The organism is Leifsonia sp. Root227, assembly GCF_001428745.1.
GTDB lineage: Bacteria > Actinomycetota > Actinomycetes > Actinomycetales > Microbacteriaceae > Leifsonia.
In genome coordinates this window covers 320289-343967 of the sequence record NZ_LMIO01000001.1, presented here as the reverse complement: position 1 = coordinate 343967, position 23679 = coordinate 320289, and the positions used below count along the sequence as shown (strand labels likewise).

The window sequence follows — 23679 nt, the reverse complement described above, 5'->3', positions numbered from 1 at the left end:
CTCGTGGTGCTGATGGTGTGGTTCTCGAAGGATGGATGGTCAGAGCAGCGATGGCGCCGCGCCGAGGAGCTTCCTGGTGTAGTCGTCGCTCGGGTTGTCGAACACCGAGGCGGCTGTGCCCTCCTCGACGATCCGGCCGTAGTACATGACGACGATGCGGTCGGAGACGTAGCGGACGGTCTGGATGTCGTGCGAGATGAAGACCATCGCCAGGTCGAGGCGTTCCTTCAGGTCGCTGAGCAGGTTGAGGATCTGGGCGCGCACCGACACGTCGAGCGCGCTGGTCGGCTCGTCGGCGACCATCAGGTCGGGTTCGAGCGCGAGCGCCCTGGCGATGGCGACGCGCTGGCGCTGACCGCCCGAGACGTGGCTCGGCAGCACCTCCGCCGCCGAGCGCGGCAGCCCCACCAGGTCGAGCAGCTCCAGGATGCGGCGCTCGCGCTGCGCCCCGGTGCCCATCGCGTGCACATCCAGCGGGTCGCGCAGGATGTCGTGGATGGTCATGCGGGAGTTGAGCGCCGTGGACGGGTCCTGGAAGACGATGGAGACCGCCTTGCCGAGCGCCTTCCTGGTGGCGCGATCCTTGGTGAGGACGCTCCGCCCCTGGTAGAGCACGTCGCCGTCCGTCGGCTGCTGCAGCCCGACGAGCACGCGGGCGAGCGTGGACTTGCCGCAGCCGGACTCGCCGACGATGCCGATGGTCTCTCCTCGACGGATCGTCAGGCTCACGTCGTTGACGGCGTGCACCTTGTCCGGCTTGAACAGCTTGCCCGTCCTGGCGGTGTGCACGACGTGCACGTGGTCCAGGGTGAGGATGTCGGCTCCTGTCACAGTGCCGCTCCCTTCTGCGCGTTCGCCGTCTCCGGGAGGGAGGCGACGTAGTGGTCTGTCGTGCCGTCGACGAGCCGCAGCTCCGGCCGCACGTCGATCCCTGCCCCAGGCCGCTCCACCGATCGGGATGCGAACCGGTCGCCCTTCGCGAAGTCGCGCGGCGTCGGCACGGTGCCGGGGATCTGGTGCAGCCTGGTGGCGCCGGACTCGATGGAGAGCACGGAGCCGAGGAGGCCGCGGGTGTACTCGTGCTGCGGGTGCAGCAGCAGTTCGGCCGTCGGCGCGCTCTCGACCACCTGGCCCGCGTACATCACGGTGATGCAGTGCGCCACCTCGGCGACGAGCGCGAGGTCGTGGCTGACGAACACGAGGGCGAAGCCGAGCTTGGCGCGCAGGTCGTTGAGCAGGTCGATGATCTGCGCCTGAACCGTCACGTCCAGCGCTGTGGTCGGTTCGTCGGCGACGACCAGTTTCGGGCTGCGGGTGAGCGCCATCGCGATGAGGACGCGCTGCCGCTGACCACCCGACAGCTCGTGCGGATAGCTCTTGAGGGTGCGCACAGGGTCGAGTCCGACGAGCTCCATGAGCTCTTCCGCACTGCGTGTCCCTCCGCGCCGGATGAGCTGCTTGAGCTGCGCCCTGATGAGCATGGACGGGTTCAGAGAGCTGAGCGCATCCTGGTACACCATCGACATCTCGTGGCCGCGGAGGGCGTTGCGCTCGTGCTCGGTCATCGTGAGCAGATCGCGACCCTCGAACAGGATGCGGCCCGTCACCTCGGCGTTGGCGGGGAGCAGTCCCATCACCGCGAGGCTCGACAGGCTCTTGCCCGATCCGGACTCTCCCACGATCGCCATCGTCTCGCCCGGACGGACGGAGAAGCTGAGCCTGTCGACCACATCCACGTCTCCGTGGCGGTCGGGGAACCGGATGCTGAGGCTCTGCACCTCCAGGAGCGGGGGCACGTCGGCGTCGAAGACCAGCCGGTCGGTCCGGCGGCGCTCCGCCTCGCCGAGGTGCTGCAGGTGCAGCACGAGGGCGGGGTCGGGGGCGACAGGGTCGAGCGGGTCGGCCGCGATGCTGCTCTCCTCGTCCTCCTCCAGTGCTCCGACGTTGTCCAGCGACTCCGCGGTGACGACGGATGCGGTGCCGGCGTCGGTGGGGATGGACTCCGGCGCTGTGGCGCGGCGGCGGATGCTCGGCCTGACCATCGCATCCGTCAGCCCCTCGGCCAGCACGTTGAGGGCGAGCACTGTGATCAGGATGAGGAGGCCGGGGAACAGGGTCGCCCACCAGCCGCCGGCCAGCAGCAGGTTCTTGCCGCTGGAGATCACGTTGCCCCAGGACGGGGCGGGCTCCTGCACGCCGGCGCCGATGAACGACAGGCTCGCCTCGAACACGATCGCGTCGGCGACAAGGATGGTCGCGAAGACCAGGATGGGCGCCGCGCAGTTGCGGAAGACGTGCTTGAGCAGGATGTACGAGGTGCGCGCCCCGAGCACGCGTTCGGCCGCCACGTAGTCCTCGCCGAACTGGCTGAGGACGTTGGCGCGCACGATGCGTGCCAACTGCGGAACATAGAGGAACGCGATCGTCGCGATGAGCACAGGCAGGCTCTTGCCGAACACGGCCACGAACACGATGGCGAGCGCGATGCCGGGGAACGACATGATGACGTCGAGGATGCGCATGATGCCCTCGTTGACCCAGCGGTGCGCCGTGGCGGCGACGGCGCCGATGATGCCGCCGACGATGAGAGCGAGAGCTGTTGCGCCGAGGCCGATGGCGAGCGACGACCTTGCGCCGTAGATGAGGCGGGAGAAGATGTCGCGTCCGCTGCGGTCGGTGCCGAACCAGTTGTCGAACGACGGCGGCTGCGCTGGGACGCCCGACTTCAGCGGGTCGTGCGGAGCGACCAGCGGGGCAAAGATCGCCGCCAGCACCACGATGAGGAAGAAGACCAGCGAGATCTTCGATGACAGAGGGAGAGCCTTGAAGCGCAGTCCGGGAGCGGAGAGGCGATCGGCGAGTGTGCGACGCATCGTTTACACCGTCCTGATTCGAGGATTGACCACCAGGTAGAGGAGGTCGACGATCGTGTTGACGATCACGAAAGTGAGCGCGATCGTGATGGTGACGCCCTGCACCAGGTTGGTGTCGCCCGCCGTCACGCCGTTGAGGATGAGCTGGCCCATCCCCGGCAGGTCGAAGATCACCTCGATGACGATGGCGCCGCCGAGCAGGTAGCCGACGCGCAGTCCGAGAACCGTGATCGGGGTGATGAGGGCGTTGCGGAAGACGTTCCTGCCGATCACCACGCTGCGCGGGAGGCCGCTGCCGATCGCGGTGCGCACGTAGTCGCGGTCGAGCTCTTCGACCATCGAGGTGCGCACGACCCTGGTGAGGGATGCGGCGACCGGCACCGCGAGCGCGAGGGCGGGAAGGAACATCGACTGCAGCCAGCCGCCGAACGAGTCCTGGGGGGACGTGTATCCACCGGTCGGGAAGATCGGCCAGGTGAGGGCGAACTGCTGGATGAGCAGGATCGCCAGCCAGAACGACGGCACCGCGATCCCGGCGATCGAGACGACGCGGATCACCTGGTCGGGCCAGCGGTCGCGGTAGAGGGCGGCCGTCACGCCGAGCACGGCGGCGAGCACGATGGCGATGATGAGGCCAAGGAAGGTGAGCTGCAGGGTGAGCGGGAACGCCGTGCCGATCAGGCCGCTGACCGATTGGCTCGGCGGGACCGTGTTGCCGAGGTTGCCCTGGATGAGGTGGCCGAGGAAGGCGAGGTAGCGGACGATGAGCGGATCGTTGTATCCGTTCTCCTGCCGCCAGGTGGCTTTGGCCGCGTCGCTCGCGCTCTCACCGAGCGCGTTCGTGGCCGGGTCGGTCGGCGCGAACTGCAGCACGATGAAGACCAAGAGGGTGATCCCGAGGATCATGAACGGCAGGGCGATCAGACGCCGTCCGGCGAGGCGCACGAGTGCGACCATGCGTGACTCCTAAAGGGGGCTGGAGGGAGGCGGTGGGGCCGGGGTCGACCGGCCCCACCGTTGGGCGCTACTTCGTCGGGCCGACGCCGAGGAACGACAGGCCGGTCATCGAGATCGGCTTGAAGTCCGCGAGGGCGCTGGAGTCCCAGGCGGTCGGCAGCTTGCGGTGCAGCAGGGGGTAGAGCGGGACCTCGTCCGAGACCAGGTTGTAGATCTCGCTCCAGGTGGCGAGCTGCTGCTTGCGATCGGTCTCCTGCGCGCCCTGGTCGAGGAGCTTCTGGAGCGTGTCGAACTCGGCGCCGGAGTTCCAGCGGTAGCGCTTCTGCGACCAGATGTTGTCCGCGTAGAACCAGCGCAGCAGGAGGTCGGCGTCGTTTCCGAAGACCGAGGGGTCGCCTGGGGCGACCATCACCTCGAACTGGTTGTTGTCGACCTTCTTGTACTGCCCGGCCGACTGGCCGATGTCGAGCGTGGTGCTGACGCCCACCGCATCCAGGTCTTCCTTGATGAGCGGCGCCACGTCCTTGACCCAGCCGGTGTCGGTGGTCAGGAGCGTGATCGACAGGTTGGAGACGCCGGCGGCCTTGAGCAGCGACTTCGCCTTGGCGGGGTCGTGCTTGTAGACGGTCTTGGCTTTGACGTAGTCGGGGTGGTCGTTCTGCACGTAGCTGGATGCGGCCTCCGCGTTGCCGAGCATCCCGTTCTTGATCAGCTTGTCCATGTCGATCGCGTAGAACAGCGCCTGACGGACGCGCTTGTCGTCGAACGGCTTCACGGTGGTGTTGAACATCATGAAGAGCAGGCCGAACGACTGCACAGACTCGGTCTTCACGACGCGGGAGAGCCCGTCGACGTTGAGGTACGGCACATCCTCGATGGCGTTGACGCGCTTGGACTGCATCGCACTGACGCGCGCGGACGGGTCGGACAGCAGGTTCCAGGTCATCGCCGCGGCAAGGGCGGGGCGTGAGCCGTTGTACGCGTCGTGGCGCTCGAAGCTGAGCTTGTCGTTCGCGGTGGCCGCCGTGATCTTGTACGGGCCGGTGCCGGTGGGGAGGGCGTCGAACGCCTTCGGGTCTGCGGTGACGATGGCCTTCGGAACGACCTTCACGACCGAGATGCGCTCGGCGAACAGCGGGAAGGGGTACGCCGTCTTGAACTGCACGGTGGTGTCGTCGACCTTGGTGACGCTGTCGGCCGAGAGGAAGGGGAGGAATCCGGCGTACAGGGAGGCGTTGGCGGGGTCGAGCACGCGCTGGAAGGAGAACAGGACGTCGTCGACGGTGACCTTGCTTCCGTCGTGGAAGGTCGCACCGTCGCGGAGGGCGACGGTGTACGTGGTGCTGTCGACCTGCTTCGGCAGGGCCTTGCCGAGGGCGGCGTACGCCTTGCGGGTCACAGGGTCGAGCTCGACGAGACCTTCGAGGGTGTGCCAGTTGGCGGCCATCGTGAGCGCGCCGGTGGTGGTCATCGGGTCGAAGCCGGTGCCGAGCGCGTACGACATGCCCGCCGTGATCGTTCCGTTCTTGTCGACCGATCCCGCTGCTGCTGCGGTTCCGGCCTTTCCGGTGGTCGAGGGCGGACCGCTGCACGCCGCGAGAGCCGCGACGATTCCGGCGGCGCCGGTGGCTGCGAGGAAGGTGCGTCTGCTCGTTTGTTTCTGGAGTGAATCTCTCAACATTGAACTGCCTCTCCTGAGATCGGACGTCTGATGTCCTACGTGGGTATACTGAAAGTAGTGCACATCCCGCGGAAAGGTCAAGTCCACAATGGCGTTCGAGCCCACCACGTCCGGAATGTTCTCCTCGACCCACAGCCAACGCCGAACGTCGGTGACAGACCAGATCAAGGACTACATCCTCATCCACCGGCTTCAGCCGGGTGACCTCCTTCCCACGGAGGCGGAACTGTGCGCAGAACTCGGCGTGAGCCGGTCCAGCGTGCGTGAGGCGATGAGGACGCTCGCCGCCCTCGACATCGTTGAGGTTCGTCACGGCTACGGAACGTACGTCGGTCAATTGTCGCTTGCCCCGCTGGTGGAAGGGCTCGTCTTCCGCGGCGTCCTCGGTCCGGAGGACGACTTCGCCGCCCTGCGCGAGGTCGTCGAGGTGCGCGAAGCGCTCGACCTGGCGATGGCGGAGCAGGTCTGCGCCGCCCTGGCAGGCACGAGCAACCCCGGGCTGCACCAGGTGGTGGATGCGATGGAGGAGAAGAGCGCCAGAGGCGAGGCGTTCGCCGAGGAGGACCGCGCCTTCCACTCCGACCTGCTCGCCCACCTCGACAACGCGCTCGTCGGCCAGCTCGTCACCGCGTTCTGGGAGGTCAACACGGTCGTGTATCCGCGGCTCGGCCTTCCGCCCACGGTCGGCCTGGACGAGACGGCCCGCGCGCACGGCGACATGCTGCGCGCAGCGGAGGCCGGCGACGTCGAGGCGTACCGCGAGGCGGTCGTGAAGCACTACATCCCGCTGCGCAGGGGGCTCGGCACCGCATCCTGAGCCGCGAAGGCGTCGCGCAGCACGCGCAGTGAGAGCAGGTCGTCGTCGACACCGCCGCCCTCGTGGGCGTTGTACGGCCAGGTGTGGATGCGCTTCGGCCCCGCGTACGCGTTGTACGCGGCGTAGACGGTCGACGGCGGGCAGATCGGGTCCATCAGCGCCGCCGTGATCGTGGCGGGCGCCGTCGCCCGCTTCGCGAAGTTCACGCCGTCGAAGTACGAGAGCGTCTCGTGCACCTGCTCTGTGCGGTCGCGGAAGTGCGCCAGGTAGTCCGCGATCTCGCGGAACGGCATCCGGTCGGTGACGACGGATGCGCGCGGGAAGTCGCAGAGGAACGGCACCCTCGCCACAACGTGCGCGAGGTCGGGGACGAGCCCGGCGACGGCGAGCGCGATCCCTCCGCCCTGGCTGATGCCGAGGACAGCGACGCGGGACGCATCCACCGCTTCGAACGTGCGTGCCGCCTCGACGGCCCTCACCGCATCGGTGAACAGGCGGCGGTAGTAGTAGGTGCTCCTGTGCTCGACTCCCCTGGTGACGAAGCCGGGCATCTGCGGCGGCGGCGAGCCGCTGTCCGGCGTGACGCCGCGCGATCCACTCCAGCCCTGGCCGCGGGTGTCCATCTCGAAGTGCGCGTATCCCGCCGACGCCCAGAGCAGGTTCTCGACGGCATCGCCCCGCCCCCTGCCGTAGCCGTGGAACTGGACGACCGCGGGCAGCGGCCCGTCGGCGCCGCGCGGGAGGCGCAGCCACGCGGCGATCTCCTCGCCGTCGTAGCCGCCGAAACGCACGTCGAACACGTCGACCGTGGTGAGTCCCGCATCCACCTGTTCGACGCCGACGACCAGTGGATGCGCGCGGGCGCCGTCGATCGTGTCCGCCCAGAACGCGTCGAAGTCGTCCGGGTCGCTCTGCGCGCTGCGGTACGCGCGGAGCTCTGGCTCTGGGAGGTCGAGGAACATGCTCTCTCTTTCGCTGGTGGCTGCCTGTCGGCCGGCCTGGTCAGTCCCGTTTCGTCCCGGTGTCCTGCTCGTCGTCGAAGAGCGCGCCGCGCACGATGGCGCGGGGGTCGTACCGCCGCGGGTCGAGCTTCTGCCAGTCGATGTCCTCGCCGATCTCGTCGCTGACGCGCTCCTTGAGGCCGTCGGCCGTGCTGCGCAGTCTGCGCACCAACTCAGCGAGTTTCGCGGCGTATCCGGGCAGGCGCGTCGGGCCGACGAGGAAGGCCGCGACCACTCCCACGACGATCAGTTTGTCGAACGTCAGACCGAACATGGGTGCGACCGTATCACAATTCCGCCTAGACATCAGACGTCATATGTGCTTGAGTGACCGGGCGGCATCAGCCGCGAACCTCTACGAGAAAGGCCTCCCCCGATGTTCGCGAACCTCAACGGCTGGCACGCCCTGATCATCGTCGCCGTCATCCTTCTCCTGTTCGGCGCACCCAAGATCCCCGCCCTCGCGAAGAGCCTCGGACAGTCGATGCGGATCTTCAAGAGCGAGGTCAAGCCCGAGTTCACCGGTCGCGACAGCGAGCCGAAGACGCCGGGCAGCACGGAGGTCTGACCCGTGCGGCGGAGTACGAAGCCGCGCGCGCAGAAGGCCGAGTCCGGCCGCATGGCGATCGCCGCGCATCTCGCCGAACTCCGCCGCCGCCTCTTCCGGTCGGCCGCAGCGCTGCTCGCCGGCGTCGTGGCCGGATGGTTTCTGGCGACCCCGGTGCTGGATGCACTCCGCGCCCCGATCGAACAGGTCGCCGCCACCCAGCACCGTCTCGCCGAACTCAACTACGACACCATCACGGGCGCGTTCGACCTCAGGATGCAGGTGGCGATGACCGTCGGCGTCATCGTCTCCAGCCCGGTCTGGCTCTACCAGCTCTGGGCATTCCTCGTTCCAGCGCTCAACCGCAGGGAACGGCTGTACGGTTTCGGCTTCTTCTTCACCGCGGTCCCGCTGTTCCTCGCCGGCTGTCTGGCGGGCTGGTTCGTGCTGCCGCACATGGTCGGCGTGCTCACCGGGTTCGCCCCTCAGCAGGATGCGGCGATCGTGCAGGCGAAGACCTACTTCGACTTCGTGCTCAAGCTCATCGTCGCGATCGGTGTGGCGTTCGTGCTCCCGATCGTGGTCGTGCTGCTCAACTTCGTCGGCGTGCTGCGCGCATCCACCATCGTCCGGTCGTGGCGGGTGGCCGTGATCGCCATCGCCCTCTTCACCGCCATCGCGACCCCGGCGGCCGACGTGCTCTCGATGGTCGGCCTCGCCCTGCCGATGGTCGCGCTGTTCTTCGCGGCGGCCGGAGTCGCCGCCCTGCACGACAGGCGCGCCGATCGGAAGGCGGCGGCGATCCTCGCATCCACCGTCCGCGAACTGGGCTGACGCCGCGCTCTGCCGACATCGCTTACCCGGATACCCGACGCAGTACCTCACCTCACCCGGAACACATCGCAGTGCCAACAGGAAAGGAAGGAACGCTATGTCACGCCCATTTTCGGAGATCCGGCAGCATCCCCACCGCAGGAGAGCATGGCTCGCCGCCCTCGCCGCCTCGGCCACGGCCGCGGCCGTCGTTCTGCCGATCGCACCGGCCGTCGCAGCACCGACCGATCCGCCAGGCGCTTTCAGCACCGCTGACATCTCGGGGAGCCCTGTCTCTCCGTTCGCCGCGTATCGCATCCCCGCGCTCGCATCCGTCGGCGGCGGCGTCGTGCTCGCGGCGTGGGACGGCCGGCCAGGGAGCGCGGCGGACTCCCCCAACCCCAACTCGATCGTGATGAAGCGCAGCACGGACGGCGGTCAGACCTGGGGTCCGCTCAGCACGGTGCGCGCCGGAGTGACCACGTCGCCGAAGAGCGGATTCAGCGACCCGAGCTTCGTCTACGACGCCGTAGCTGGAAAGGTCTTCCTGTTCTCCGTCTACTCGAAGGACCAGGGCTTTGGCGGCAGCACGTTCGGCAACGACGACGCGAACCGGCAGGTCATCAGTGCCCAGGTGTCCGAGTCGGACGACGCCGGCGTCACCTGGAGCGAACCACGGCTGATCACCTCGGTGGTCAAGCCGGGGACGAGCACCACGAGTCCCGTCGCCGGCGACGTTCGCAGCATGTTCGCGAGCTCCGGAGAGGGCATCCAGCTCCACTACGGCGCGCACGCCGGCCGGCTGATCCAGCAGTTCGCCGGTGACGTGCGCCAGGCGGACGGCACCAACGCCATCCAGGCATACAGCGTGTACTCGGACGACCACGGCGCCACCTGGCAGCGCGGTCAGTTCGCCGGGACGAGGATGGACGAGAACAAGGTGGTCGAGCTCTCCGACGGCCGCGTGCTCCTCAACTCCCGCGACAACGCGGGCGGCGGATACCGCAAGGTCGCCGTCTCCACCGATGGCGGCGTCACGTACGGCCCTGTCAGCCAGGACACCGAGCTGCCGGACCCGACCAACAACGCGTCGATCACGCGGGTGTTCCCGGACGCACCCTCCGGCAGCCCCGAATCGAAGATGCTGCTCTTCACCAACACCGCATCCCAGTTGGCCCGCTCCAACCTGACGGCGCGCGTCTCCTGCGACGACGGCGCGACCTGGCCGTTCGCCAGGCAGCTCAACGCCGGATTCTCCGGATACTCGACGGCCACCAGGCTCAGTCCCGGCCAGTTCGGCGTGCTCTACGAGTCGAGCGCATCCACGGCGATGAACTTCGCCCGATTCGACGACGCCTGGCTGAACGCGGCCTGCGACGGCGTCAGCACGCTCTCTAAGCTGACGATCGCCGGCGCACGGACGGACACCGCCCGCGATCTCAGCGCGTCTCCGTACGCAGCCGGCGAAGCGCTGCCGTATGCGTTCACGGTCTCCAACCACGGTTCAGCCGCGTCCACGATCGCACCCACCAGCGGCAACTTCTCGCCCCTGGTGCCGAGCGGCGCGGGAAACTGCCGGTACATCGGCCTCGCCGGTGGCGCCTCATACACCTGCTCCTCGCCGCGGCACACCGTGACAGCGGGCGAGGTGTCGCGGGGCTATGCCGTGCCGGACACCACCTGGAGCGCGTCGGGCGACTCCTCCGGCGCCACCCGCGTCCTCGGCCTGCCGGTCGCGCTGCAGGGCGGCATCCAGGCAGGGGCGGCGACCATCGGGACGGCGGCCATCTCCGGCGAGCGCTCGGACGGCGAACGCGACGTGACCTCCTCGCCGTACGCAGCGGGCGACCAGGTGGCGTACACCTTCCGGGTCACGAACACCGGCACGGCCACCGTCTCCGTGGTCCCCACCGCCGGCGCCTTCTCCCCGTTCCTGCCGAGCGGCGCAGGCAACTGCCGGTACACGGCGCTGGCGCCCGGCGCGTCATACGTGTGCTCGACGCCGAAGCACACGGTCACCGCAGCGGAGGCGGCACAGGGCTACTTCGTGCCGGACACGTCGTGGACGGTGACAGGCCCGTCCGGCAGCGCGAGCGGCCGGGTGCTCGGCTCGCCGGTGCGACTGTCCTGATTCGACGGACGGTTCGCGGGGGCGGGATGCGCATCCCGGCCCCGCGAACCCTCAGCCCGCGCGCATCCGACCCCAGCATCCCGGGCGTAGGCTGAACGGGTGACAGCAACAGCGACCACGCCCCGGACATCGAGCGCCACGGCTCTCCTGGTCGAAACCACCCCCATCGACGACGTCCGCCAGCTCATCCCGTTCCTCGACGCCAGGCACCCGCTGCTCTGGCTCCGCAAGGGAGAAGGGATGGCCGGGATCGGCGAAGCGCTTCGGCTCGAGTTCTCCGGCAACGACAGGATGCGTTCTGCCGCCGCCGCGTGGCGCGAGGTCGTCTCGCAGGCGTCCGTCACAGACGGCATCGGCAAGCCGGGCACCGGCCTGGTCGCGTTCGGCACCTTCGCGTTCGACAACGACAGCGCTGCGACGAGTGTGCTCATCGTCCCCGAGTTCGTCATCGGGCGCCGGGATGGGCGGAGCTGGATCACCCGCATCCGCCCGGCCGACGACGCGGACGCCTCCGGTGCAGCGCCGTCCGCCCTCCCGCGCCCCACCCCCTTCGGCGACGAGTACCGCCTCTCCCTCCTTCCCGGCAAGCTCAGCAAGGACGGCTATCGCGCCGCCGTGCAGGCCGCCGTCGATCACGTCATGCGCGGCGACCTCCGCAAGGTCGTCGTCGCCAGGGACCTCACCGGGCACCTTCCGCACGAGTCCGATGTGCGCCGTGCCCTGGTGGAGCTGGCCCTCGGCTACCCGGAGTGCTGGACGTTCGCCGTCGACGGGCTGGTCGGCTCGTCACCGGAGACGCTGGTGCGCGTCGACCACGGAACCGTGAGCGCCCGCGTGCTCGCCGGCACCATCTCGCGCGGCGCCGACAGCGTCAGCGACCACGACGCCGCCGTCACGCTCGCGAGCAGCACCAAAGACCAGGACGAGCACCGCTACGCCGTGGCGAGCGTCGTCGACGCCCTGCGCGAGCACAGCGCCGACCTCGCTGCGAGCGACCTGCCGTTCACCCTCAAGCTCCCCAACCTTTGGCACCTCGCCACCGACGTCCAGGGCACCCTGAGCGACGGGTCGAGCTCGCTCGACCTGGTCGACGCCCTGCATCCGACCGCCGCTGTCGCAGGCACCCCGACACGGGATGCGATGGCCGTCATCCGCGAGCTGGAGCCGTTCGACCGTGGCCGTTATGCCGGTCCCGTCGGCTGGGTCGGCGGCGACGGCGACGGCGAGTGGGCCATCGCGCTGCGCTGCGCGCAGGTCTCCGAGTCCGGCGACATCACTGCGTATGCCGGTGCGGGCATCGTGGCCGACTCCGACCCTGAGCGAGAACTCGCCGAGACGACGATGAAGTTCCGTCCGGTGGTCGAAGCCTTCGGATAGCCGGCGCCTGCCGCCACATCAGGAGGCGGCGAGCCTGGCCTTCTCGACCTCCACGTCGTAGTCGGGGGCGGGCCAGCCCAAGTCCATGTCCTCCAGGGCATGGATGAGCAGGTGCTGCACCGCGAGCCGCGCGTACCATTTGCGGTCGGCGGGGACGACGAACCACGGGGCCTGCTTCGTGGAGGTCCTGTCGAAGACCACCTGGTACGCGGCCTGGTACTCGTCCCACAGCTCGCGCTCGTCGACATCCCCCGGGTTGTACTTCCAGTGCTTCTCCGGCCGCTCGAGGCGATCGGCGAGGCGTGCCCTCTGCTCGTCCTTGCCGAGGTGAAGCATCACCTTCACGATCGTCGTCCCGCTCTCCACCAGTTCCTCCTCGAACTGGTTGATCGCACCGTACCTGCGCTCGATCTCGTCGGCGGGCGCGAGCTGCCGCACGCGCCCGATCAGCACGTCCTCGTAGTGCGAACGGTCGAACACGCCGAGCTGGCCTGCGGCAGGGACCTCGCGGTCGATGCGCCAGAGGAAGTCGTGAGCCAGCTCCTCCGGCGTCGGCTTCTTGAAGCCCGCGTAGCGCACACCGCCCGGGTTCACCGCGCCGACGACGTGCGAGACGATGCCGCCCTTGCCTGCGGTGTCCATGGCCTGCAGCACGAGCAGCAGCCGACGCTTGTCGCCCACCGTCCCCGCCGCGTACAGGCGCTCCTGCAGGTCGGCCAGGATCGCAGCCCCCTCGGCGAGCGCGGCCACCCCCTCCGGCTTGCCTCCGTCGAATCCGGGCTTGCCGCCCGTGTCCTGCTCGTCCAGCCGGAAGCCTTCCCCGACTTCGAGCAGCTCGACCGGCTCGGTGGTCCAGTACCCTTCACGTCCCACGGTGACCTCCTCGTTCGCGTGCGGTCCATAGTACGGTCAAGGCGTGCGATACCGACACGGCGAAGCCGAACCCCGCATCCACCCGTCTGCTGTGGTCGCCGACACCGCGGTGGTCAGCGGGGAGGTGCGGATCGGCGCCGGCTGCAGGATCGCGCACGGCGCCGTGATCACTGCGGAGGGCGGCCCCGTCGACCTCGGCGAGCACGTCATCGTGATGGAGAACGCCGTGCTCCGCTCCACCAGAAGGCACCCGCTCACGATCGGCGACCACTCGCTGATCGGGCCGCTCGCCGCGATCACCGGAGCGACCGTCGATCGGGAAGTGTTCATCGCGACAGGAGCACGGATCTTCAACGGCGCCGTGATCGGCCGCGGCAGCGAGGTGCGCATCGACGCAGTGGTCCACCTGCGCACGGTACTGGAGGCCGGAAGCACGGTGCCGATCGGCTGGGTGGCCGTCGGCGACCCAGCGCAGCTCTTCCCGCCTGGCGCGCACGAGGAGATCTGGGCCGTGCAGCGAGAGCTGGATTTCGCCGGGACGGTCTTCGGCATCGACGCTACGACGACCGAGCGCCCGTTCATGGTGGAGCTGACGGAGCGCTACGCCCGCTCGCTCGGCGCGCACGCCGACGACGTGCGGCTCGACTGAGCGACCGCTGGTCCCACTCCTGCCGATTCCGCGCCGTTTCCGCGCCGTTCCGTCAGCGACGGGATGCGGTGTCCACGATCGGCTCGAACGCCGACGCGGGGTAGAACACCACGGCAGGCTCCGCTCCTCCGGGGAACGCGCGCTCGAACTCGGCCTCCGACGCCGCGTCGTCGAACGACACGTCGAGGATCTCCCTCCATCGGCCGTCCGCCATCTGCTGCACCGTGGCCTCCCAGATCACTCCCGGCGTCTCCTTCGCCTGCAACCGGAAGTGGATGCCCACCGCGCGCCGCCGCTTCAACAGCGAGAGCAGTCCGCGGTACACCGCGAACCGCTCCACGGAGGCGAACCACGGCTGCAGGCTGCGCACGAGCACGTCCGCGTTCCACAGGATCGTCGTCGCGAACCCCGCTCGCGACTGGTACACGTCCACCGCGATCACCCCGGCGATGCGCCGGAGGGTCTGCCGGAGCGTGCCCCGCGTGATGCCGTCCTGCACGGTGCTGTGCAGGTAGAACGGGACGGACGGCTGCGGGCCGAGGCCGCCGGAGCGGAGCGCGGCGTGGTCGACGATGGTCTGGCCGCCGCCGAAGTAACCGGCGAGCTCGTGCAGCAGCGAGGCGACCAGGGCATCCGGCGGGTCCGACTCGATCGCCTGAGCCGTGTCCGCGTATGCCGTCGACTGGTGCAGGGCGCCGAGCCGGAACCCGACAGGCAGCATCGGGCCGGCCTTGACGGTCACGAAGCCGTCCGTGCCTGAAACGTGCCGCACCGGGTTCTCCCTGCCGTCGATCCGCGGCACGATGTCGAGCACGTGCTCGATCGCCAGCACGCGAACCTCGTCCGGGATGCGCACCCGGCCGAGCGGCGTCCCGGCGACCACGAGATGCGACACCGTGAACCCTGCCCGTGCCGCACGCACCGCCACCTGGGCCGCCACCATGCCGCCGAGGCTGAACCCGGCGAGCAGCACGGGCTCCCCTGGCTGGATGCCCGCGGCGCGCATCGTCTCGAGTGCGGCGCGGGTGACGGTCGGCTCCTCCTCCGCACCGATCACCAGGTCGGCCGTGAGATCGTTCGGGGCTGCGCCCTGTCGCGGGTGCCAGGACTTGGTGCTCGGGAACTGCACGATCCAGTGGCGCAGCCCATTCGCATCCACGCGGTGCACGACGCGGATCAAAGCGACGTCGGCGCGGTCGTCGAGGTCGGGGTCGCAGAGGTCGTCGATCTCGCGCTGGCTGAGGAAGATGTCGCGCAGGCTCCCGATGCTATGGCGGCGGAGCGCGCCCGCCGCCAGCCCCGGATAGCCGAGCGGGTCGGGATACGGTTCGAGCTCGAGCCCGAGGAGCGCTGCCGGCACGTCGACCAGGGTGGGAGACGGCGTGTAGTCATGTGGCGCGTGCGGATCGCGCCACCAGTCGAGGAAGTCCCTGATGTGCGGGAACGCCGACGCCAGGAAGTCGTCGTAGCGGAGGATGTCCGCGTCGTGCCCGTCGCGCAGCAGATTGCGGCGGCGGCCGAGGTTCACGACCTTGAGAAGCACGGCGCGCAGCGTGAACACGGCGACGTACGGTCGCGCGCGCCAGCGCGTGGAGAAGAGGCCGGCCACGCTCGCAAGCAGCAGCAGCGGCCCGAACACCACACCGGCCAGGCGCGCCGTCCCTCCGACGATGCGCGGGGCGAGCGCGAGGTAGAGCGAGCTGCCGACGAGTCGGCGCGCCCGCCTCCCAGCCGGGGGCCGGAGCGCGAACGGATACGGGATGCGCTGCACATGCTCGATCGCGAACCACACCCAGGCGACCGCCGCCCACACCAGCCAGAACACGAGCGCGACCGCCGCTGCCAGCGCACCGAGCGCGAGGAGCACCAGCCCGGCGACGACGGAGAGCGGGACCGCTACCACGAGCCAGAGGACGAACATCGCCGTCCCCGCCGCGCTCCGCCCTCGCCACGTGTGCGGGGGGATCTGCGGCAGCATGGCGTCAGCCTAACCCGCGCCCTCCGACAGCCATCCGCCCACGGCGGCGAGGTCGGTTTCCCTAGCGCAGCGCACGACCTGAGCACTAGCGTGTGCTCTGACGCCGCACGGAGCGGTGCACGGAAGGATTGTCGTCTCATGTGGAACAACTTCTGGAACGTCATCTGGCTCATCTTCTGGGCCTTCGCGTTCATTGCTTACCTGTTCGCACTCTTCGCGATCATCGGTGACCTCTTCCGCGACCGCAAGCTCAACGGCTGGTGGAAGGCGCTCTGGATCATCTTCCTGGTCTTCCTTCCGTTCCTCACCGCCCTCGTCTACCTGATCGCGCGGGGTCGCGGCATGGCGGAGCGCCAGGCGCGGGATGTGCAGCAGGCCCAGTCCCAGGCTGACGACTACATCCGCACGGTCGCGTCCGCCTCCCCGGCCGACGACATCGCCAAGGCCAAGCAGCTCCTCGACCAGGGAGTCATCACCGCAGGCGAGTTCGACGCCCTCAAGGCCAAGGCCCTCGGCAACAAGTTCTGACGAGCCGCTGGCATCGCAGAAGCGCGGCGTCCAGGCCGATGGGGACGCCGCGCTTCTGCCGATCCGATAGCTGATACCCTTTATTCACATCTGACATAACAGACTTCACAGCGCGAGCCTCTTCATCCATCACCACAGCACCCGGGATTCCTGGCGCTCCGATCCCACATCCGCGACATTCGTGTTCTCCCTAGCTTGAATTCACACTGGGCGGATGTAATATTCATGTATGCCTGTACCCATTACGGAGACCGTCAGCCCACGACGGCTCATCAGAGACGAAGTCTTCCTTCGCCTACTCGACGCGATCGTCGACGGCGATCTCACCCCTGGCGAGCAGCTCTACGACGCTGAGATCGAGAAGTGGGTCGGCGTCTCCCGCACCCCGGTGCGCGAGGCCCTGAACCAGCTCGCCTCCATGGGGCTCGTCGAGATCATGCCGCAGAAGCGGACGCGCGTCACCCCGATCGATTCCGTCCGCCTCCGCGGTCTCATCGAGACGGTCGGCACCCTCCTGCACGGCGTCGTCCGCGACTCCACCGCCCTCCTCACCGACGGCGACAAGGAGACGCTTCGCGCCTTCGCAGCGAAAGCGACCAGCGGGGACGACCTCAGCGAACTCGTCAAGGACAAGTCGTTCTCCGACGACTTCATCAACGTCTACGTACGCAGACTCGACAACAAGACGGTGGCCCGCCTGCTCAGCCGCCACCTGCCGGAGATCCGACGCGCGCTCATCGCTGCTCCGAGCACGAGCGCGTTCGAGGCCGGACTGCCGTACCTGAAGACCATCGTCGATGCGTCGACCGCCGGCAACGCCGACAAGGCCGCCGCGGCCGTCGACGACTACTGGAACAAAGCACTCTCCCAGCTCGTCGACGAGTTCGCCGCGCTCGAGAAGAAGGAGAACTGATGCCGCTCCCCGTCAAAGACACCGCACCGGTCGAGCGCCAGCTGCTCCGCGATGTCGTCTACAACCGCCTGTATGACGGCATCCTCGACGGAACCCTCGAACCGGGCGAGACTCTGCTCGACGAGAAGCTGACCGCGTGGCTCGGCGTCTCCCGCACCCCGATCCGCGAAGCCCTGATGAAGCTCGCCGAGATCGGCCTGGTCGAGATGGCGCCCAACAGGTACACCCGCGTCGCTCCGATCGACATGCGCGCGATCGACGAGGCCGTCTACATCTCCGGGCTCCTGCACGAGCAGGCAGCACGCGACGCCGTCCCGAACCTCAGCAACGCGGCGGCCACCCGCCTCGACAAGCTGGCCAAGGAGGCGAAGAAGCTCACCAAGTCCGGCGACCACCCCGCGCTCGGACACACGCTCAACGAGTTCTTCCTGGAGTTCGAGCGGAACACGGGCAACGATGTCCTCGTGAGCGTCAGCGAGGGCCTCAGCCCCCAGCTGCTGCGCTACATCGCCGTGTGGCAGCGTCCGTTCGACACCGACGACCTCCCCGCGCGCATCGCGGAGATCGCCGCCGCTGCCAAGGAACGCGACGGCGACAAGGCAGGCGACCTCGTCAAGGCGCTCTTCGCCCCGTCCCACGCCCAGTTCCTCGCCGACTACCGCCGCGCCGACGCCGAGATCGACGACACCCCCATCGTCTGACCCGCCGCGCGCATCCAACGAGTCCGGACTTGTTCACACGACACGCCGTGTCCAGGCGTGAACAAGTCCGGACTCGATTGCGTTAGACGCGGAAGTCGACCGCCGAGCGTGCTCCCACCACGGAGCGGATGTACGCGGCGACGCGCTGGTGATCCGGGTGCTCGACGTAGCGCTGAAGTGCCGCCTCGTCTGCGAAGTTGCTGATCAGCACGACGTCGAAGTTGTCGGCGCTCAGCGCATCCACTCCCACCTCCAGCGCGAGGATCTCCGGGATGGTCGCCGGCAACGACTCCAGGCCGGCCTTCACGGCGGCGCGCTGCTCTGCGCGCTCCGACTCGTCCGAGGTCGCGAGCTTCCACGACACGACATGGCGAATGGTCATCTGACCTCCAGGAGAGCGGTGCGGAGACGAGCCGGATCGACGCGCCAATAGGTGTGCACCCTGCCGTCGACGAGCACCACAGGGATGTCCTCGACATACTGCGCGTGCAGGTCAGGGTCCTCCAGGATGTTCTTCTCGTCGACCACGACGGTCGGTGCGCCATCCGGCAGGTCGCCGATCACGGCGCCGATCACCGCGCGGGCGTCATCGCAGAGATGACACCCCGGCTTGCCGATCAGAGTGAGAGAGACGCTGGACACGCATCCAACCCTAGCCGGATGCGCGGCGGCCGGCCGCGGCGCGAGCGTCAGTATCCGGGCAGCAAAAAGCGTCGGACCCGAAGGGACCGACGCTTGAGCTGCAGACTCGAGGTCTACTTCTTGTTGCGACGCTGGTGGCGCGTCTTGCGAAGAAGCTTGCGGTGCTTCTTCTTCGCCATACGCTTGCGACGCTTCTTGATAACGGAACCCACGTAGACCTCACAAAGTTAGGGGGCAGGCCGCGGAATGCGCGGCGACACAAGGCACTAGTCTACCCGACGTCACGCGGTGTCGGCGACGTGGTTGTCCAGAGCCTGGGTGACAGCCGATTCCGGAACCCGGAACGACCGCCCGAAACGGATGGCGGGCAGTTCGCCGGAGTGCACGAGACGGTACACGGTCATGCGGGAGACGCGCATCATGTCGGCCACCTCTGCGACCGTCAGGAAGCGCACATCCGAGAGATCGCGTGCCATTCTGCCTAGTCCTTCTTCTGCTGTCATGGTACTCGTGTGACACGAGTGGTGACACGAACTCTAGAACCCGGCGGGGGTCGCAGACAAGTGGACGGCGAGCGGGAGCGTCGCTCGCGTCAGTCGCGGCGCCACTTGCGCGGCGTCACCCGCTCCACCGCGGTCGTCACACGATGGCCGGTGTCGGCGAGCACCTTGCCGACCGTGCTCGCGAACTCGCGGGTCTCCTCGGCGAGCTGGTCCTCGATCGCGGCGAGGTCGACATCGGATGCCGTGAACGGAATGACCCAGTCCTCCACGGCCTCCAGCGGGGCGGCATCCAGTCGGTAGTAGCGGTGCTGGCCCTCCTCGCGCACCGAGACGAGCCCGGCCTCGCGCAGGACTTTGAGGTGCTTCGACACGGTCGGCTGGCTCAATTCCAGTGTCGACACGATCTCGGAGACGGATATCTCCCCCGAGGAATGGACATCGTCGACGTGCCGGTCGAGAAGGACTCTCAGGATGTCGCGTCGCGTCGCATCCGCGATCACGTCAAAGATGTCGGCCATGACCCCAGGCTAGTCACTCGCCCAGCGGAGTACCATGTCCCAAGCTGTCGGCGGGAGGAACGGTCATGCGAGCGACACAGATGTCCGGGCGCATCGGCCTCGGGCCGGGCGGCCGCATCCGCGACGGTGTCAACGGGTTCGCCAGCAGAAGCCCTTCGCGATTTGCGATCCTCGTCTTCACCCTCCTGATCCTCGTCTTCACCCTCCTGTTCTCGCTGCCGATTGCGACGACGGAACACTCGACCACGCCGCTCGCCGACGCCCTGTTCACCGCCGTGTCCGTGATCTGCGTCACCGGCCTCTCCACGGTCGACATGGCCACCCACTGGAGCGTCTTCGGCCACCTGCTGGTGTTCTTCGGCGTGCAGATCGGCGCCGTCGGCGTGCTGACGATGGCGAGCATCCTCGGGCTGGTCGTGTCCCGCAAACTCGGTCTCCGAGCGAAGCTGATGGCCGCGAGCGACAGCAACCCGCTGCGCATCCACGCCGGGCCGGTGGCAGAGGGCCAGGCGGTGCGGCTCGGCGAGGTGGGCAAGCTGCTCATCACGGTGGCGCTCAGCATGGTGGTGATCGAGGGCGTCGTCGCTCTGCTGCTGTTCCCGCGGATGCTGATCGCCGGTGTCCCGTTCGTCACCGCTCTATGGGAGAGCGTCTACTACTCGGCGATGGCGTTCACGAACACCGGCTTCTCGCCCAACGCGGAGGGGCTGACGCCGTATGCGGAGGACTTCTGGTTCCTCGGCGCGCTGATGATCGGCGTCTTCCTCGGAGCGATCGGCTTCCCGGTGATCCTCGCCATCGCGACGAACCTGCGCAAGAAGCGCCGCCGCTGGTCCATCCACGTCAAGCTCACCCTGCTGACCTCGGTGATCCTGCTCGTCACCGGCGCGGTGCTGTACATCGTCCTCGAAGCGGACAACCCCAAGACCTTCGGCCATCTGGATGCGGGGCATACGGTCTTCCAGTCGCTGTTCCTGTCGACCATGGCCAGATCGGGCGGGTTCTCGACCGTGCCCATCGACGACCTGCACGGGTCGAGCCTGCTGGTGACCGACATGCTGATGTTCATCGGAGGCGGGTCGGCATCCACGGCAGGCGGCATCAAGGTGACGACGCTCGCCGTGCTGTTCCTCGCGGCGTTCGCCGAGGCGCGCGGTGTGGAGTCGATGGATGCGTTCCGCCGCCGCATCCCGATCGACGTGCTGCGGCTGTCGGTGGCGGTGGCGCTGTGGGGTGCGACGATCGTGGCCGTGTCGAGCATCCTGATCCTGCAGATCACGAAGGCGCCGCTCGATCATGTGCTGTTCGACGTGATCTCCGCGTTCGCCACCTGCGGTCTGTCCACCGGACTCACTGAGAAGCTGCCGGACGCCGGCGTCTACGTGATGGCGGCCACGATGTTCTGCGGGCGCGTTGGTACAGTGACTCTCGCCGCGGCGCTCGCCCAGAGCCAGCGCAAGCAGCTGTACCAGAACCCGGAGGAGAGGCCGCTCGTTGGTTGACAGGATCAAGCACAATGCTCCCGTCCTGGTGATCGGTCTCGGTCGCTTCGGCGCCGCGACGGCCGGGGAGCTCGACCGTCTGGACCGCGAAGTGCTCGCCATCGACACGGATGCCGGGCTGGTGCAGAAGTGGGCGGACAGGGTCACGCACACTGTTCAGGCCGACGCCCGCTCGATCGAGACGCTGCGTCAGATCGGCGCAGAGGACTTCTCGATCGCGGTGGTCGCCGTCGGCTCGTCGATCGAGGCGAGCGTGCTGATCACGGCCAACCTGGTCGACCTCAAGGTGCCGCAGATCTGGGCGAAGGCGATCTCGCAGTCGCACGGCAAGATCCTGGAGCGCATCGGCGCCAACCACGTCATCTACCCGGAGGCGGAGGCCGGAGAGCGCGTCGCCCACCTGGTGTCAGGCCGGATGCTCGACTTCATCGAGTTCGACGACGACTTCGCCCTCGTGAAGATGTACCCGCCGAAGCCCATCCGCGGCCTCACCCTCACCGAGTCCGGCGTGCGCACCAAGCACAAGATCACGGTCGTCGGCGTCAAGTCCCCCGGCAAGCCCTTCACATACGCGACAGCAGACACCGTCGTCTCCAACCACGACCTCATCATCGTCTCCGGCTCCTCCTCCGACATCGAGCGCTTCGCCGCCCTCGACTCCTGACCTCTCCCCCGCCCCGCTCCCGCTCCCGCTCTCCCGGCCTCCGAAACAATCGAGTCCGAACTTGTTCAGGCGACACGCCGGCTTCGGGTGTGAACAACTTCGGAATCGATGGCTGGGCTGTGGACAACCGGACGGCGGCGTGAGCGGGGCATGACGATGTTGGGATGGAACAGCTAGCTGACGCAGGGCTCGATGCCGCGGGATTCACGTACGCCCAGGCTCGGGCGGCGGGAGTCGAGCGATGGCGCCTCTACCGAGGCGACCTCCAGCGGCCGTTTCGCGGCGTCCGAGCAGTGGATGCGGACCTCAGCGATCACATCGAAATGTGCCGCGCATATGCGGCGCAGCGCCGAGTGGGCCACTACTTCAGTCATGAAACCGCTGCCCTGATCCACCGGCTGCCGCTCCCCGTTCACCGCCACCCCAGGCTTCTCCACGTCGCCGTCTTCGCGCCGAGGAAGCCGCCTCAGATGCGGGGAGTCGCGTCGCATGAACTGCAGGCGGTCGGGCATCGGGTCGTCACGATCGACGGTCTTCCCTGCGTCGCGCCCGAGGACGTGTGGGCTCAGCTCTCGGGACGCCTCGACGTGCCCGACCTGGTCGCAATCGGTGACTTCATCATCACGGGCGACGAGCCGTATTCGGGAGAGGCCAGTCCGCTCGGACCGGCCGACCTCGAACGCGCCGTGCGTCATCACGGTCGTCGTCGCGGCGTCCGGAATCTTCGCCTCGCGCTCGACTTGGTCCGCTTCGGGTCGCTGTCCCCGCAAGAGTCACTGCTTCGGGTGGAACTTGTCGGCGCCGGGCTCCCCGAACCTGAACTGAATTTCCGTGTGAAGCACGATGGGCGGCTGATCGCGATGGTCGACCTCGCGTACCCTGAGCGCAGGCTAGCGATCGAGTACCTCGGCGACCACCACCGAACCGATTCGGACCTCTATCGCGCGGACATCCACCGACGCGAGCGTCTCGCATCCGCCGGCTGGAATACCGTCTTCCTGACCGCCGCCGACCTCGCCGGCCCTGTCCCTCGGGCCGTCCCCCTGATCCGCGCAGCCCTCAAACGATCGAGTCCGGACTTGTTCACGCCCGAGATCGGCGTGTCGCATGAATAACTTCGGGCTCGATGGGGTGGGGAGCGAGGAGGGGGGTGGGGTCAGGAGGCGCCGAGCTCGCGGGAGCGGGCGAGAGCGGCGTCGGTGGCGCGCGTGAAGAGGCCGGAGAGGTCGGCGTCGGCGAGCACGGCGATGGCGCGCTCCGTGGTGCCGCCCGGGCTCGTGACGCGGCGGCGGAGTTCGGCGGGGTCCTCGCCGGAGGAGACCAGGAGTTCGGACGCACCGAGGAAGGTGCCGTTCACCAGCGTCGCCGCCTGCTCCGGTGTGAAGCCCTTGGCGACGGCCGCCTCGGTCAGCTGCTCGATGAGGAAGAACACGTACGCGGGGCCGGAGCCGGAGATGGTGCCGAGGGCATCCAGCTGCGATTCGGGGACCTCGACCACCTCGCCGACGGTCTCGAACAGCGTGCGCACCAGCGCGAGGTCTTCCTGGCGCGCGCGGTTGCCTCCACTGATCCCCGTGACGGCCTTCCCGACGACGGCCGGCGTGTTCGGCATCGACCGCACGACAGCCACGGTCTCCGGCAGCAGCGACTCGAACGTCGCGGTCGTCACACCGGCCGCGACGCTCACGACGACGGCGCCGGGGGTGAGGGATGCGCCGATCTCGCGCAGCAGGTCGGGCACCATCGCGGGCTTCACGGCCACGATCACGATCTCAGCGCCGTCGACGGCGGTGCGGTTCGCGTCGGCCTTCTCCTCCGTGGCGTACGCGGTCACGCCGGCGGTTCCGGAGAGCTCGGCGGCGCGGGCCGCGGAACGGTTGGTCACCCGGATGCCGCCGTCGACGGTGACACCGGGCGCGAGGAGGCCGCTGAGGATGGCGCGGCCCATGGAGCCCGCTCCGAGCATGGCGATCGTCGGAAGCGTGACGTTCTGCGTGTCGGTCATGCCGCC

26 protein-coding genes are annotated in these 23679 nt (G+C 68.3%); 12 read left to right on the top strand and 14 right to left on the bottom strand.

Annotated features, from left to right (window positions below):
* Window positions 1–39: 39 nt before the first annotated feature.
* The 4 genes from ASE16_RS01645 to ASE16_RS01630 all read right to left on the bottom strand — a co-directional run bounded on the left by ASE16_RS01645 (window position 40) and on the right by ASE16_RS01630 (window position 5511).
* A complete protein-coding gene (locus ASE16_RS01645) occupies window positions 40–831 on the bottom strand; it encodes an ATP-binding cassette domain-containing protein (RefSeq protein WP_055889850.1) in 792 nt (263 codons plus the stop codon).
* Window positions 828–2873: a dipeptide/oligopeptide/nickel ABC transporter permease/ATP-binding protein gene (locus ASE16_RS01640; protein ID WP_055889846.1), complete on the bottom strand. Its 2046-nt coding sequence runs from the start codon at window positions 2871–2873 to the stop codon at window positions 828–830. The genes ASE16_RS01645 and ASE16_RS01640 overlap by 4 nt, the downstream gene beginning before the upstream one ends.
* Window positions 2874–2876: 3 nt before the next feature.
* Window positions 2877–3830 carry an ABC transporter permease gene (locus ASE16_RS01635; RefSeq protein WP_055889842.1) on the bottom strand — a complete coding sequence of 318 codons (954 nt, stop codon included), beginning with the start codon at window positions 3828–3830 and terminating at the stop codon, window positions 2877–2879.
* Between the two features lie 67 nt (window positions 3831–3897).
* Entirely contained in the window at window positions 3898–5511 is a 1614-nt protein-coding gene (locus tag ASE16_RS01630) for an ABC transporter substrate-binding protein (protein ID WP_055889838.1), read from the bottom strand.
* Between the two features lie 151 nt (window positions 5512–5662).
* On the opposite strand from ASE16_RS01630, the gene ASE16_RS01625 reads away from it, so the two are divergent.
* The gene (locus ASE16_RS01625) at window positions 5663–6328 is read left to right on the top strand and encodes a FadR/GntR family transcriptional regulator (RefSeq protein WP_235500233.1); all 666 of its coding nucleotides are present in this window, start codon (window positions 5663–5665) and stop codon (window positions 6326–6328) included.
* Here ASE16_RS01625 and ASE16_RS01620 read toward each other — a convergent pair.
* Both ASE16_RS01620 and ASE16_RS01615 read right to left on the bottom strand, forming a co-directional pair.
* Window positions 6289–7290 (bottom strand): acetylxylan esterase, encoded by a 1002-nt coding sequence (locus ASE16_RS01620; RefSeq protein ID WP_055889833.1) that lies wholly within the window; start codon window positions 7288–7290, stop codon window positions 6289–6291. The genes ASE16_RS01625 and ASE16_RS01620 overlap by 40 nt on opposite strands.
* 40 nt (window positions 7291–7330) lie before the next feature.
* Complete coding sequence (locus ASE16_RS01615) at window positions 7331–7603, bottom strand: hypothetical protein (RefSeq protein ID WP_055889830.1); 273 nt, start codon at window positions 7601–7603, stop codon at window positions 7331–7333.
* Between the two features lie 102 nt (window positions 7604–7705).
* Between ASE16_RS01615 and tatA the strand changes: the two genes are divergently transcribed.
* From tatA to ASE16_RS01595, 4 genes are all read left to right on the top strand, one after another.
* Window positions 7706–7897 carry a twin-arginine translocase TatA/TatE family subunit gene (tatA, locus tag ASE16_RS01610; RefSeq protein ID WP_055889826.1) on the top strand — a complete coding sequence of 64 codons (192 nt, stop codon included), beginning with the start codon at window positions 7706–7708 and terminating at the stop codon, window positions 7895–7897.
* Between the two features lie 51 nt (window positions 7898–7948).
* A complete protein-coding gene (gene tatC / locus ASE16_RS01605; protein ID WP_055889823.1) occupies window positions 7949–8710 on the top strand; it encodes a twin-arginine translocase subunit TatC in 762 nt (253 codons plus the stop codon).
* Window positions 8711–8807: 97 nt separating this feature from the next.
* Entirely contained in the window at window positions 8808–10820 is a 2013-nt protein-coding gene (locus tag ASE16_RS01600; protein WP_055889821.1) for a sialidase family protein, read from the top strand.
* A 99-nt stretch (window positions 10821–10919) separates the two neighbouring features.
* Window positions 10920–12197 carry an isochorismate synthase MenF gene (locus tag ASE16_RS01595; protein ID WP_055889818.1) on the top strand — a complete coding sequence of 426 codons (1278 nt, stop codon included), beginning with the start codon at window positions 10920–10922 and terminating at the stop codon, window positions 12195–12197.
* Window positions 12198–12215: 18 nt separating this feature from the next.
* Here the strand turns inward: ASE16_RS01595 and ASE16_RS01590 are convergent, their stop codons facing one another.
* A complete protein-coding gene (locus ASE16_RS01590; RefSeq protein ID WP_055889814.1) occupies window positions 12216–13070 on the bottom strand; it encodes a polyphosphate kinase 2 family protein in 855 nt (284 codons plus the stop codon).
* A gap of 43 nt (window positions 13071–13113) precedes the next feature.
* On the opposite strand from ASE16_RS01590, the gene ASE16_RS01585 reads away from it, so the two are divergent.
* Window positions 13114–13719: a gamma carbonic anhydrase family protein gene (locus ASE16_RS01585; RefSeq protein WP_055889811.1), complete on the top strand. Its 606-nt coding sequence runs from the start codon at window positions 13114–13116 to the stop codon at window positions 13717–13719.
* Window positions 13720–13771: 52 nt separating this feature from the next.
* Here ASE16_RS01585 and ASE16_RS01580 read toward each other — a convergent pair whose 3' ends face one another.
* Entirely contained in the window at window positions 13772–15697 is a 1926-nt protein-coding gene (locus ASE16_RS01580; protein ID WP_157479969.1) for a thioesterase domain-containing protein, read from the bottom strand.
* 138 nt (window positions 15698–15835) lie between these two features.
* Here ASE16_RS01580 and ASE16_RS01575 point away from each other — a divergent pair, with 138 nt between their 5' ends.
* From ASE16_RS01575 to ASE16_RS01565, 3 genes are all read left to right on the top strand, one after another.
* Window positions 15836–16225, top strand: a complete 390-nt coding sequence (locus ASE16_RS01575; protein ID WP_055889803.1) for an SHOCT domain-containing protein — start codon at window positions 15836–15838, stop codon at window positions 16223–16225.
* Between the two features lie 229 nt (window positions 16226–16454).
* Window positions 16455–17138: a GntR family transcriptional regulator gene (locus ASE16_RS01570; RefSeq protein WP_055889798.1), complete on the top strand. Its 684-nt coding sequence runs from the start codon at window positions 16455–16457 to the stop codon at window positions 17136–17138.
* Window positions 17138–17839: a GntR family transcriptional regulator gene (locus tag ASE16_RS01565; protein WP_055889795.1), complete on the top strand. Its 702-nt coding sequence runs from the start codon at window positions 17138–17140 to the stop codon at window positions 17837–17839. Before ASE16_RS01570 ends, ASE16_RS01565 begins: the two co-directional genes overlap by 1 nt.
* Window positions 17840–17921: 82 nt before the next feature.
* Here ASE16_RS01565 and ASE16_RS01560 read toward each other — a convergent pair whose 3' ends face one another.
* The 5 genes from ASE16_RS01560 to ASE16_RS01545 form a co-directional block, all read right to left on the bottom strand.
* Window positions 17922–18221: a Dabb family protein gene (locus tag ASE16_RS01560; protein WP_055889790.1), complete on the bottom strand. Its 300-nt coding sequence runs from the start codon at window positions 18219–18221 to the stop codon at window positions 17922–17924.
* Complete coding sequence (locus ASE16_RS01555) at window positions 18218–18481, bottom strand: glutaredoxin family protein (protein WP_055889788.1); 264 nt, start codon at window positions 18479–18481, stop codon at window positions 18218–18220. The genes ASE16_RS01560 and ASE16_RS01555 overlap by 4 nt, the downstream gene beginning before the upstream one ends.
* 113 nt (window positions 18482–18594) lie before the next feature.
* Entirely contained in the window at window positions 18595–18693 is a 99-nt protein-coding gene (locus tag ASE16_RS19215) for a 30S ribosomal protein bS22 (protein ID WP_003792170.1), read from the bottom strand.
* Window positions 18694–18762: 69 nt separating this feature from the next.
* Window positions 18763–18957, bottom strand: coding sequence for a helix-turn-helix domain-containing protein (locus tag ASE16_RS01550; RefSeq protein WP_055889786.1), 195 nt, complete (start codon window positions 18955–18957; stop codon window positions 18763–18765).
* Between the two features lie 116 nt (window positions 18958–19073).
* Window positions 19074–19502, bottom strand: coding sequence for an ArsR/SmtB family transcription factor (locus tag ASE16_RS01545; RefSeq protein WP_055889783.1), 429 nt, complete (start codon window positions 19500–19502; stop codon window positions 19074–19076).
* 65 nt (window positions 19503–19567) lie between these two features.
* Here ASE16_RS01545 and ASE16_RS01540 point away from each other — a divergent pair, with 65 nt between their 5' ends.
* The 3 genes from ASE16_RS01540 to ASE16_RS01525 all read left to right on the top strand — a co-directional run bounded on the left by ASE16_RS01540 (window position 19568) and on the right by ASE16_RS01525 (window position 22783).
* On the top strand, window positions 19568–21004 hold the full coding sequence (locus tag ASE16_RS01540; protein ID WP_055889778.1) for a TrkH family potassium uptake protein: 1437 nt from the start codon (window positions 19568–19570) through the stop codon (window positions 21002–21004).
* Complete coding sequence (locus tag ASE16_RS01535) at window positions 20997–21668, top strand: potassium channel family protein (protein WP_055889775.1); 672 nt, start codon at window positions 20997–20999, stop codon at window positions 21666–21668. Before ASE16_RS01540 ends, ASE16_RS01535 begins: the two co-directional genes overlap by 8 nt.
* A 293-nt stretch (window positions 21669–21961) precedes the next feature.
* The gene (locus ASE16_RS01525) at window positions 21962–22783 is read left to right on the top strand and encodes a hypothetical protein (RefSeq protein ID WP_200949527.1); all 822 of its coding nucleotides are present in this window, start codon (window positions 21962–21964) and stop codon (window positions 22781–22783) included.
* Window positions 22784–22824: 41 nt separating this feature from the next.
* On the opposite strand, the gene proC is transcribed toward ASE16_RS01525, so the two are convergent.
* Window positions 22825–23673 carry a pyrroline-5-carboxylate reductase gene (proC, locus tag ASE16_RS01520; RefSeq protein ID WP_055889769.1) on the bottom strand — a complete coding sequence of 283 codons (849 nt, stop codon included), beginning with the start codon at window positions 23671–23673 and terminating at the stop codon, window positions 22825–22827.
* Between the last annotated feature and the right edge of the window lie 6 nt (window positions 23674–23679).